This window comes from Streptomyces camponoticapitis, assembly GCF_014646115.1.
Classification (GTDB): Bacteria; Actinomycetota; Actinomycetes; order Streptomycetales; family Streptomycetaceae; genus Streptomyces; species Streptomyces camponoticapitis.
On record NZ_BMMV01000020.1, the window covers coordinates 18,567 to 30,528 of the forward strand.

The following is an 11,962-nucleotide window of genomic DNA, read 5'->3' on the forward strand; positions in this document are numbered from 1 at the left end:
CGGGCCCGGTGGAGAGTGAGCGGTCAGAGACAGCGCGGCGAGAGCGGACGGTCGGATCGGTTGAGTGCCCCCACGGTGTACGACGTCGCTGAACGCTCCGGCGTCTCGATCGCGACGGTTTCACGGGTCTACCGGAATCCCGACTCGGTACGCGCCGAGACCCGCGACCGCGTCCTGGACGCGGCCCGCTCCCTCGGTTACGTACCGAGCGGCAACGCCCGTGGTCTGGCCAGCCGCACCACCGGCGTCCTCGGACTCTGCTTCCCCGACTACGCCGACCCGGACGCCGAGACCGGCGCGGAGGCGGAAGCGGAGGCCGAGGCCGACGACTCCGCCGTCATGCTCTACTCCGACCAGATCATCCGTGGCATGGAGCGGGCGGCACGGCGGCACGGCTACGCGCTGCTGATCGCGGCCTCCCTGGTGGGCGGGCCGGAGAGCCTGGTCGCCAAGGTGGCCGGGCGGGTGGACGGGTTCGCCGTACTGGCGAAGACCGTGCCCACCGAGGACCTTGAGGTGATCTCGCGGCGGCTGCCGATCGTGATGCTGGCCGGGCCCCGCGAGATCGACCACCTCGACCACATCGAGGTGGCGAACTCCGACGGGGAACGGGAGCTGGCCCGCCATCTCATCCGTGACCACGGGCTGCGCAGACTCGCCTTCGTGGGCGGCGAGCGTGAATCGCCGGACGCGCAGGCGCGGTTCCGGGGCTACCAGGAGGCCTGCCGGGAGGCGGGCCTGCCGGTGGCCGACGAGCCCGACCTGCGCGCCGAGATGATGACGCAGGCGGAGGGCGAACGGACGGCCGACGCGCTGTTGGACCGGGCCGCCGGGCGCGAGCGGCCCGAGGCGATCCTCTTCGCCAACGACCAGATGGCGATCGGCGCGCTGCACGCGCTGGAACGGCGTGGGGTGCGGGTGCCCGACGACATCGCGGTGACCGGCTTCGACGGCATCCCGCTGAGCCGGATCGTCCGCCCGTCCCTGACGACGGTCCGCCAGCCGATGCGCCGACTGGGCGAGGAGGCGGTGGGACTCCTGATCCACCGCCTGGCCGACCCCACGCGCGCCCCGGTCTCCCTGATGCTCCCGGTGTCGGTGACCCGCCGATCGAGCTGCGGCTGCGGCTGAGGGCGCGGGTACTGGCCGGGGCGCGGGCTGGGCTGGGCTGGGCTGGGGCGCAGGCTGGGGCTGGGGCGCGGGCTGGGCTGGGGCGCGGGCTGGGCTGGGGCGCGGGCTGGGCTGGGGCGCGGGGGGCCCAGGCGGTGCCTTGCCGATCTTGCCGGGCCCGCCGCGGAGCGGCTGATGCCACGTGGTGCGGCGCATCGCAATGCGGACGATCACCCTCGTAATGGACGTACTTGGATGAGCTCGTATTGACGAGTCCGACAACGCGGCGCGGTGCCGTGCCAGGCGTACCCGGCCCGCGAAGGTCCGCCGGACGGGGCCTGGCGGCGCGGCGATCGCGGCTCCCCGGCCAAGACTCCCGCACCGGGGGTCAGCCCAGCCGGGCGGCGAAGAAACCGCGCCGGGCCTTCACCAGCGCCGCCACGTCGCCTCGCTCGTCCACGTACTCGAAGTGCCCCGCCCGCAGAAGGTGCAGCTCACGCGGCTCGGGCAAAGCGTTGTACACGGCGAACTGCCCCGGCGGCGGCACCGCCGGATCGAACAGCGCGGGAGCGACCAGCATCGGCACCCCGATCCGTTTCGCCGCGGTCGCCGCGTCGAAGTACGCGAGGACGTCCATGACCTCCGGATGCCGGTCGCTGTACACCCGTACCGCCTCACCGCTGCCCACGCTCGGCAGCGTCACCCGCAGCGGATGATTCCCGAACGTCGGCACGGTCAACTGCCCGCAGTCGAACCGGTCGTCCCACGGCAGCGCGAGCGCCCCGAGCCCGCCGCCCAGGCTCTCCCCCACATACCCGAGCCGCGCCCCCTCCCCCGGCCCTGACCCCGGCCCCGTCTTCAACTCCGGTACCAGCTCCAGCAGCGCCGACGCCGCACACCACAGATCGGCCACGCAGTCACCGATCACATATGTCTCGCGCGACTCGATCCCGTGCAGCACATGCTCCCCGGCCTCACCGGGGATGCCGGGGCGGCGGCTCCGCGAGCCCATCCCCCGTACACACGGGAGGATGGCGGCGCTCCGGGGCAGCGGAAGCGGCACATCCGCCCCCGGCTCCTGGCGCCCGCCGTATCCGTGCCCGATCACGAAGCCGTGCTCGACGGGACCCGCGGCCGGCAGCACCAGCCAGCCGCCGAGGCGCAGTCCGCCCACCGAGGTGTAGGACAAGCCGAAGATCCGGGAGCCGTCCCGCTCGTCCTCCTGCGGCCCCACGGCCGGCGCGGTCGCCACCCCGGCCGCTGCCGCGAACCGGTCCCGCCAGTACGCGTCGAATCCCACCGGAGGGGCAGGCGCGGGGATGTCGAGCAGCTCGTCGAGGCTCCGGCCGTAGGCCGGGTCGAAGGGATAGCCGTGCTCGAACTCAGACATGAGCGCGACATTAACCCCGGCCCACCGCCGAAGACCACAACCGGAATCCCACTCATCACTTCCGCAACGCAAACAGCCCACCTAGCCTGCGGAGGCAGCACCTCCGGATGTCCCACATGTTGCACGAGTGTGACCAAAGGCCCCCTTGCGGTTCCCGGAACGACTGCACCAGAGTGATGTATGCGCTTACAGGCAGCGCATACATCGGTGAGCTCAAGGAGGAGCCGTCCATGCATCGCAACGCCAGAACCGCCTCTGCCGCCCTCGCTCTCGCGATGGCCGCGGGGATCACCGCATGCGGCAGTTCGGGGGGCGCGGGTGTCGCCGCCGACAAGAAGCAGACCCTCACCGTGTGGGCCATGGGCGCCGAGGGCGAGAAGCTCGCCGAGGTGGCCAAGGTGTACGAGGACGCGAACCCCCACATCACTGTGAAGGTCACCCCCATCGGCTGGGACGTCGCCCACCAGAAACTGGTCTCCGCCGCCGCTGCCGGCACCCTGCCGGACGTGACGCAGATGGGCAGCAGCTACATGGGCGAGTTCGTCGAACTCGGCGTCCTGGAACCGGTCGACACCAAGACCTTCAAGAAGGACTCCTTCTTCCCCGCCGCCTGGGAGCAGGGCGTGGCCGACGGCGAGGTCTACGGCGTCCCCTGGTACGTCGAGACCCGCGTCCTCTACTACCGCACCGACCTGGCGAAGAAGGCCGGCATAACGAAGCCCCCCACCACCTGGCCCGAACTCCAGCAGGCGGCCACCGCCTTCCAGGACAAGGCCGGCACCCAGTGGGGCATCTACTTCCAGCCCAGCGGCCTGGACACCGTGCAGAGCTGGTACCCCTTCCTGTACTCGGCCGGCGGCTCGATCGTCTCCGACGACGGCAAGGCCGCCATGAACAGCCCGGAGACCGTCAAGGCCCTCAAGGAGTACGGCACGTACTTCGAGAAGGGTCTCTCCAAGAAGAGCTTCCAGCCCGGCTACGAGGTCCTCACCGACTTCAACAGCGGCGACGTCCCGATGTTCTACTCCGGCCCCTGGACCATGGCGGGCATCAACGACAACTACCCGGACCTCAAGGGCAAGTGGGCCATCGCGAAGGTCCCGGCCGACCAGGGCTCCGTCTCCATGGCCGGCGGCTCCAGCCTCGTCGTCTCCAAGGACAGCGACCACAAGGAAGCCGCCAAGGAGTTCCTGAGCTACCTCACCGGCACCGAGGGCCAGAAGGACTGGTTCAAGCGCTCGGGCGATCTGCCGGCCAACACCAGCGCCTGGGACTCCGGCGAACTCGCCAACGACGCCAACTTCAAGATCTTCCGCGACCAGATGGAGACGGCCAAGTCCGGGCCGGTCCTGCCCCAGTGGACAGAGATCTCCTCGAAGGCCGACGAGGCCATCTCCCAGGTGACCCAGGGCAAGGCCTCCGCCGAGGACGCCGCGCAGAAGGCCCAGTCCGACATCGAAGGGCTTGTGGAGTAGTCGTCATGAGCACCAAGACCGAACCTGTGGCGGACGCGGCCCCGGTGAAGACCGGGCCGGGGACTCACTCCCCACCCGGCGCCCGCGACCACCGCAGACAGCGACCCGTCGCCGTGCAGCACGTGGCCGGCTGGCTGTTCTCCACCCCCTTCCTGGTGCTCTTCGCCGTCTTCATGGCCCTGCCGATCCTCGCGACGCTCATCATGAGCTTCACGGACTTCGGCCTGCGCAATGTCACCGATCCCTTCTCGGCGGAGTTCATCGGCCTTGAGAACTACACGAAGCTTTTCGACGACGAGAAGTTCCTCAAGGCCCTCTTCAACACCGCCTACTTCGTGGTCGTCGGCGTACCTCTGACCGTCGGCCTCGGGCTGGTCGCCGCGGTCCTGCTCAACAGCGGCATCGACCGGGCCCGCGCCTTCTTCCGGGTCGGCTTCTACGCCCCGGTCGTGACCAGCATCGTCGCGATCGCCGTCGTCTGGCGCTTCGTCCTCGACCCGTCCGACGGACTGATCGCGGGCCTCGCCTCCGAAGTCGGCCTGACCTCCCCGGACTTCCTCGGCTCCGAGGTCCTCGCCATGCCCTCGCTGATCGTGATGGCCGTCTGGCGCAACCTCGGCACGGTCATGGTGCTCTTCATCGCCGGCCTCCAGGCCATCCCGCCCGACGTACGGGAGGCGGCACGGCTGGACGGCGCGAGCACCTGGCAGGAGTTCCGCCGCATCACGGTGCCACTGCTGCGGCCCACGATGCTCTACACCTCGGTCATCACCACGATCGGCTATCTCAACGTCTTCGAGGAGCCGTTCGTGATGACGCAGGGCGGGCCCTCGGACAGCACGCTCACGGTGTCGCTGTCCATGTACCGCGAGGGCTTCAACTTCTTCCACATGGGCTACGCGAGCGCCATGGCGTATGTGCTCTTCGTCGTGATCATGGCGATCACGGTGCTCCAGCTCCGTCTGCTGAAGGACAACACGAAATGAGCGCCGCACGCACCACCACCCCCCCGCCCGCTTCCTCCGCGCCCGCCGGCCCGAAGGACCCGGTGGATCCGACCTGGTCCGGCGGCGCCCGGACATCGAGCGGCGGACGGCTGAAGAAGACCGGCGTCTATGCACTGCTCTCGATCGGCCTGCTGGTCATGGCGGCGCCCTTCCTGTGGATGGGTCTGTCGGCGTTCAAGACCGACCGTGACCTGACGGCCAGCCCGCCGGTGTGGATCCCCACCGAGTGGACCTTCGAGCATTTCGGAGAACTGCTCGACCGCCTCGACGTCCCGCTCTACTTCTTCAACTCCCTCACCGTGGCCGCCCTGGTGACCCTCTCCAATCTGGTGTTCTGCTCGATGCTGGGCTACGCACTGGCCAAACTGCGGTTCGGCGGACGGAACAGGATCTTCGCGCTGGTGCTCGCCGCCCTGATGGTGCCCGGCAACCTGATGCTGCTGCCGCTCTTCGTCCTGATGAGCAAGCTCCAGCTGATCGACTCCTACGCGGGGCTGATCCTGCCGTTCGCCGCCCAGGCCTTCGGGGTCTTCCTGATGCGCCAGTTCATGCAGTCGATCCCCGACGAACTGCTGGAAGCGGCCCGCATCGACGGCGCCGGCGAGTGGTACATCTTCTGGCGGATCGCGATGCCGCTGGTCAAACCTGCACTGGCGACGCTCTCGATCCTTATCTTCCTGGGCTCCTGGAACAACTTCGTCTGGCCACTGATCGCGACGAACGACCCGGGGAAATACACCCTCCCGGTGGCCCTCGCCACCTTCGCCACCGATCCCAACCAGTCGGACGGTTCGAACGGCATGTTGATGGTCGGCTCCCTCCTGATCATCCTGCCCGTGCTGCTGGTCTTCCTCGTCCTGCAACGGCATTTCACCCAGGGCCTCGCCACCACCGGATTGAAGTAGCCGCCACCACCGACCTTCCCGACGCGTATCGCGGCTCCGACGCCGCCGCCCTACCGCCGCGCACTCATCGACGAAAAGGTTTGTACCGCTATGACCGAGAAGTCCACCGCTCGCGCCGACTGGGAGACCCGTATCGGGAAGCCCAGCGATCAGCGGCTCACCGGCATCGGGGAACTCCCCGCCCCCGTCGGCCTGTCCGCCGAGGACGGCACCGGCCATGTGCTGCTGACCTGGCAACCGGTTGCGGGCGCGCTCGGCTATCTCGTACACCGTGCCGACTCCGTCGACGGCCCCTACGAACCGCTCGACCACCTCGGCGGCGATGTGCTCGCCGTGCCCCATCCCCCTTACGCAGACACTCGCGTCGAGCCCGGTCGTATCCACCACTACAAGGTCGCCACCTGGTCCGACACCGGAGCTGGTTCCCTCTCCGAGGCGGCCTTCGCCCGCGCCATGTCCGCCGACTCCGGCCCTGCCCCGGTCACCGTCACGGTTGACGCCGCGGTACCCGGTACTCCTCTCCCCGGCGTCTGGAACAGGATGATGGGCGCCGAGCACTTCTCCCTGCTGGCCTGGGACAAGCCCGGCGCCGGCGGCTCGGACGTCGCGAAGGAGTACGCCCGGGCCCTGGAGATCGTCCGCGACGAGATCGGCGTCCGCTCCGTGCGGGCGCACGGCACCTTCCTCCCGGAGACACTGACCGTCCAGCCGGACGGCTCCTTCGACTTCTCCGGCCTGGACGAGGTCTACGACCGCTTCCTGGCGACGGGGCTCCAGCCCGTCGTCGAACTCTCCTTCATGCCGAAGGAACTGGCCGCCGACCCCCATTACACGGTCTTCGACTACCGGGCACTGGTGTCCAAGCCCGCCGTGTGGGAGCACTGGGGCGATCTCTGCCGCGAGTTGACCGTCCACCTCCAGGACCGGTACGGCAAGGACACCGTCGCGGGCTGGGAGTTCGAGGTCTGGAACGAGGCCAATCTGGAAGTCTTCTGGAACGGCACCCAGGACGACTATCACCGGCTGTACGAAGTCGCTGTCCGCGCCGTGAAGGGTGTCGACGAGCGGATCAAGGTCGGCGGCCCGTCGTCCGCCGCGGCCGGCTGGGTCGGCGCCCTCCTTGAGTACTGCCAGGAGCGCGACGTGCCCGTCGACTTCATCTCCACCCACACCTATGGCAACGCCCCACTCGACTTCCGCCCCATGACCCGCGCGTTCGCGGAGGCGACCGGACGTCCCGAGCCGGAGATCCTGTGGACCGAGTGGGGTGTCACCCCCACCCACTTCCACCGGGTCAGCGACTCCGTCTTCGCCGCTCCGTTCGTCCTGCGCGGCATGAAGAGCGCGCTGTCGTCGACCGACGCGCTCGCCTACTGGGTCGCCTCCGACCAGTTCGAGGAACTGGGCTGGCCGCCCCGTCTCTTCCATGGCGGATTCGGCCTGCTGACGGTCGGCAACCTCCGCAAGCCGCGCTTCTGGGCGCTCTATCTCCTCTCCCAGCTGGCCGGCGGACGGATCCCCGCCGTCGTCACGGGCGACGGCGCCGAGGCGCTGGTGGAGTCCCTGGCCACCCGGGCCGACGACAGCTCCACGGTCGACGTCCTGCTCTGGAACGGCACCCTCGACCAGTCCAAGATCGACGGCTCCGCGCCCCTGGACCGCACGGCGATCGTGCGAGTCACCGGACTTGAGCCCGGCGCGGGATACACCGCCTCCTCCCGCCGGGTCGACGAGCAGCACGGCAACATCCAGGCCGTCTGGAACGACCTCGGCGGCGGCGACTGGCCGGACGAGCCCCAGTGGGCGAAGCTGCGCTCCGCGGACGAGCTGCCGGCGGAGCCCCTCGGGCCCTTCGTCGCGGACGACGCGGGCACGGCGACGCTGACCGTCCCACTGCCCAACCCCGGCATCCGCTTCCTGCGCCTCACCCGCGCCTGATCGCCCCCACAGTCCCGGGGGCCGGCGGCACCTGACAGCCGTCGGCCCTCGTGCCAACACCGCCGCCATGGCCGGGCCTCCGCCCATTCTTCCGGCCATGGCGGCGGCCAAAGACCTGGCCCAGGCACCGACCCTGGCCACAACTCCACATCTGCCAAGGGGAGCTGGACTCTCATGGACCGTCGTACATTTCTCGCCGCCGCGGGTACAGGGGCCACCGCCCTGTCCCTCGGAACCGTCGCCACACCCGCCATATCCGCGCCGGCCGTGTCCGCGTCGCGTGCTCGTGTTGTTCATGCCTCTGATACACCGCTGCTGCGTCGCTGGTTCCGCGATACGTATCACTCGATCGAGGCGATGACGACCGACATCGGTCTCGCCGCCGACAAGATCGACCTCGAAGCCCCGGGCGGGCCCGTCCCCTCGCAGAACACCTCACCGACCAACATCGGCTGCGGTCTGTGGTCCACCGTGGCGGCCGCCGGGCTCGGCGTCATCGACCAGGACACCCTGCGCCGCCGGCTCGACCTCACCGTCACGGCCGTCGAGAAGCTCGAACGTCACCACGGCTTCTGGCTCAACTGGTACGACGCCCACGACGGCTCGGTGCTCACCAGTTGGCCGGGCACCGGCGACCCGGTCCGTCCCTTCCTCTCGTCGGTCGACAACGCGTGGCTGGTGACGGGTCTGCTCATCGCCGCGGACGCGGACAGCCGGCTGCGCCCCCGCATCGCGAGGCTCCTCGCCAGCGCCGACTGGTCGTACTTCTACACGCCCTACGACGCCGCGGACCCGGTGGCCGGCCCCGGCCAGCTCCGCGGCGGTTTCTGGACCGACACCGGCGAGCCGACGGCACACCATTACGGGGCGCTCAACACCGAGCCGCGCATGGCCAGCTATCTGGGGATCGCCGACGGCAGCATTCCCTCGGACCACTACTGGCACATGTTCCGCACAATGCTCCCCGAGCACGGTCAGGAGCAGTCGCCCGGCGGGGCGTACGACACCGTCGACGGCGTCCGTCTCTGGCAGGGGCATTACACCTACCGGGGCCGCAAGCTGGTCCCGACCTGGGGCGGCTCGATGTTCGAAGCCCTGATGGTGCCGCTGTTCGTGCCCGAGCCGGAGTGGTCCCCCCGTTCATGGGGCACCACCCACCGCCGCTTCGTCCGCTCCCAGATCGAGCACGGACTGGAGGAGGCGGAGTACGGCTACTGGGGATTCTCCCCCTCCGAGGTGCCCGAAGGTGGTTACCAGGAGTACGGCGTCGACGCGATCGGCATGAACATCGACGGATACGCCTCGAACACCGACCGCACCTATGTCACGCACGGCGAGCCGCTGCCTCCCGCCTCCGCCTACACCAACGGGGTCGTGACCCCGCACGCCTCGTTCCTCGCCCTCCCCTACGCCCGGTCGGAAGCCCTCGCCAACCTCAAGGCGATCGCCGCCGACTTCGGCGCGTACGAGGACGGCTTCGGTTTCCGGGACTCGGTCAATGTGGGGACCGGACACGTCAGCGGCTCCGCTCTCGCTCTGGACCAGGGCATGATCGCCGCCGCTCTCGCCCAGGAACTGCGCCCCGGACTGCTGCAGCGCCCCTTCCGCAGCGGCGGTTTCGCCTCCCGTATCCGCCCGATGCTGGCGAAGGAGCGCTTCAGCATCTGAGTCCCGCCCCGGGCTGCGAGAGATCGACCGGCGCCACAGCCGTAGTGGCGCCGGTCGGAACGGCACCGAGGCCCCCGGCGCCTCAGGCGCCCGCACTGGGCACACAGTCCGGTCGCGGACCACCGATGGCGGACATAGCCTCCCAAATGTGACGCGGACAGCAAGTCGTATCCGGACTCGAACAGCTGGCCGGAGCCTCCTGGCCATGCTGCTGACGTCCGGGTGGCTGCTGATGCCCGCCGTCTCGCCGGACGCGCACGCCGAGGATCCCGCCACCCTTTCGCATCAGGGACAGATCACCGACAAGGTCGACGCACTCGAAGGCCGGCAGCGGGCGGTGACCACATCGCTCGACCGGCTGTACAGCGACGCCCGTATCCATCTCTTCGTCGTCTATGTGCGCGACTTCTCCGGGAGGGCCGGACAGAGCTGGGTCGCCGCGACCGCCGAGCGAAACAGTCTCGGCCGCGACGACATCCTGCTCGCCGTCGCCACTCATGACCGGCAGTACGCGTACTCCGCCGCGGCCGACCCCCCTCTTACGAAGAGCAAGCTCGCGGAGGTGGCGAGAACGGCCGTCGAACCCGCCCTCCGGGAGAACGACTGGGCGGGAGCGGCGATCGGAGCGGCCGACGGCTACCGCGCGGCTGCGGCCGGCACGCCCATTCCCACGCCCGCCGTCTCTCCCGGCCCGGCGGACACGGACGGCGAGGCCGCCTCCAACCGGTCGGGCAGCGCACTCGTCCTGCCTGTCGTCCTGGTGGGCGGAGCTGCGGCTCTCGCCGCGTACGCCTCCATCAAACGCAGGCGCCGTGCCTCGACCCGTACAACACCGAGGGGAGGCCAGGGAGGCTGGGGGGACACGGGGCAGTCGCCGCGCACTCCGCTGCCGGAGCTCGACCGCAGGGCGGGAGAGGCACTCGTCGAGACCGACGACGCCGTGCGCACCAGCGAGGAGGAACTCCACCTCGCCACTTCGCAGTTCGGGGAAAAGGAGGCGCGACCGTTTCAAGATGCCGTGACGTACGCGAAGGGCGAGCTGGCGTCCGCCTTCCGGCTGCGCCAGCAACTGGACGACGCGTTACCCGAGGAAGACGACGACCGACGCCGCGTGCTGGACGAGATCGTCGCCCGGTGTACGGACGCCAACAGCCGACTGGACGCCCGGTCGGCGGACTTCGACCGGCTGCGTGCCAGGCAACGAGACGCCCCGGAGACGCTGACCGCCGCCGAGGCCGCTTTCCGGGGGCTGAGCGGGAGGACCGTCACGGCCGCCGGCACCCTCGCCGCGATGCGGGAGCGGTACGCGGAGTCGGCATCGGCCCCCGTCGACGGTGCTGTGGAACAGGCGGACGACCGGCTGGTGTTCGCGACGACGAACCTGGACGACGCGCGCCGCTCGATCGAGGCGGGCGACAACGGAGCCGCGGCGGTGCATGTGCGTGCGGCGGAGAGCGCCGTCGGGCAGGCGGCGACCCTGGTCGAGACGGTGGAGCGGCGCGCACTCGAACTGGCCGAGGCGGCAGGCAGACTCCCCGGCGCGCTGACCGACTTGGAGACCGATCTGGCGGACACTCGCGACCTGCTCGAAAGCATGGCGGAAGGGACACCCACCGCGGACCTCGAGGGGCGGATCGCGCGTGCCGACGCGGTGATCGCCGACGTGCGGCAGGAACGGGCCGCCGGGCCGCACGACCCGATCGACGCCCTGCGCAGGGTCGAGGAGGCGGACGCGGTGCTGGACGAGGCCCTCGCGGGCGCGCGCGAGCGCGAAGTGGGTGGACGCAGGGCACTGGCGCTTCTCGACCTTGCGTCGCTCGGTGCCCGCTCGGCGGTCGGCGCCGCGGCCGGCTACATCTCGACGCATCGCGGTGGGGTGGGCAGCGAGGCCCGCACCCGGCTGGCGGAGGCACAGCGACGGCTCGACCAGGCCGGGACGCTGACGGAACTGGGCGACGTGCAGGGTGCACTCGCCGAGGCCCAGCACGCGGACGGTCTCGCCAGGCAGGCACAGAACCTCGCCGAGCGCGATGTGCGGTCGTTCGGGAACCGGTTCGGCGCGGGCGGTGTAACAGGGGCAGGAAACGGGCTCGGCGGTGCCGTGCTCGGCGGAATCATCCTCGGCGGCCTGATCGGCGGCGGAGGTGGACTTGGTGGGGGTGGCGGCTTTGGCGGGGGTTTGGGCGGCGGTGACGGGGGCGGTCGTGGTGCTGGTCCTGGCAGTTTCGGGGGCGCCGGCACTGGCGGCCGGATGGGCAGCGGCGGCCGTTTCTGAGGCGATCCCCTTTGTCCCTCGCGCGAAGAAGGAGCAGCTCGATGTCCAGGCGGACCGTTCTCGGCGGTGTCGCCCAGCCGTCGAAGGCCGATGTCGACGAATCGCTGGTCCGGGCGGAGGCCGGGGTGACGGGCAAGTGGGAGTGGGCAGTCCCCTCCGGCCGACGCCTTCTCGTGGGTCGGCCGGGGTGAGTG

9 protein-coding genes are annotated in these 11,962 nt (G+C 70.1%); 8 read left to right on the top strand and 1 reads right to left on the bottom strand.

The window, feature by feature from the left end; all coding sequences use genetic code 11:
* Window positions 1–60 precede the first annotated feature (60 nt).
* Window positions 61–1,131 carry a LacI family DNA-binding transcriptional regulator gene (locus IEY79_RS26410; RefSeq protein WP_189110118.1) on the top strand — a complete coding sequence of 357 codons (1,071 nt, stop codon included), beginning with the start codon at window positions 61–63 and terminating at the stop codon, window positions 1,129–1,131.
* 367 nt (window positions 1,132–1,498) lie between these two features.
* On the opposite strand, the gene IEY79_RS26415 is transcribed toward IEY79_RS26410, so the two are convergent.
* Complete coding sequence (locus tag IEY79_RS26415) at window positions 1,499–2,500, bottom strand: acetylxylan esterase (RefSeq protein WP_189110119.1); 1,002 nt, start codon at window positions 2,498–2,500, stop codon at window positions 1,499–1,501.
* Window positions 2,501–2,730: 230 nt separating this feature from the next.
* Between IEY79_RS26415 and IEY79_RS26420 the strand changes: the two genes are divergently transcribed.
* From IEY79_RS26420 to IEY79_RS26450, 7 genes are all read left to right on the top strand, one after another.
* Entirely contained in the window at window positions 2,731–3,975 is a 1,245-nt protein-coding gene (locus IEY79_RS26420) for a sugar ABC transporter substrate-binding protein (protein WP_189110120.1), read from the top strand.
* A 5-nt stretch (window positions 3,976–3,980) separates the two neighbouring features.
* Window positions 3,981–4,961, top strand: a complete 981-nt coding sequence (locus tag IEY79_RS26425; RefSeq protein WP_189110121.1) for a carbohydrate ABC transporter permease — start codon at window positions 3,981–3,983, stop codon at window positions 4,959–4,961.
* On the top strand, window positions 4,958–5,887 hold the full coding sequence (locus IEY79_RS26430; protein ID WP_189110122.1) for a carbohydrate ABC transporter permease: 930 nt from the start codon (window positions 4,958–4,960) through the stop codon (window positions 5,885–5,887). Before IEY79_RS26425 ends, IEY79_RS26430 begins: the two co-directional genes overlap by 4 nt.
* A gap of 90 nt (window positions 5,888–5,977) precedes the next feature.
* On the top strand, window positions 5,978–7,825 hold the full coding sequence (locus tag IEY79_RS26435; protein WP_189110123.1) for a GH39 family glycosyl hydrolase: 1,848 nt from the start codon (window positions 5,978–5,980) through the stop codon (window positions 7,823–7,825).
* A gap of 174 nt (window positions 7,826–7,999) precedes the next feature.
* Window positions 8,000–9,493: a glucoamylase family protein gene (locus IEY79_RS26440; RefSeq protein ID WP_189110124.1), complete on the top strand. Its 1,494-nt coding sequence runs from the start codon at window positions 8,000–8,002 to the stop codon at window positions 9,491–9,493.
* Between the two features lie 205 nt (window positions 9,494–9,698).
* On the top strand, window positions 9,699–11,768 hold the full coding sequence (locus tag IEY79_RS26445) for a TPM domain-containing protein (protein ID WP_189110125.1): 2,070 nt from the start codon (window positions 9,699–9,701) through the stop codon (window positions 11,766–11,768).
* A 41-nt stretch (window positions 11,769–11,809) separates the two neighbouring features.
* Window positions 11,810–11,959, top strand: a complete 150-nt coding sequence (locus IEY79_RS26450; RefSeq protein WP_189110126.1) for a hypothetical protein — start codon at window positions 11,810–11,812, stop codon at window positions 11,957–11,959.
* The last annotated feature ends 3 nt before the right edge of the window (window positions 11,960–11,962 follow it).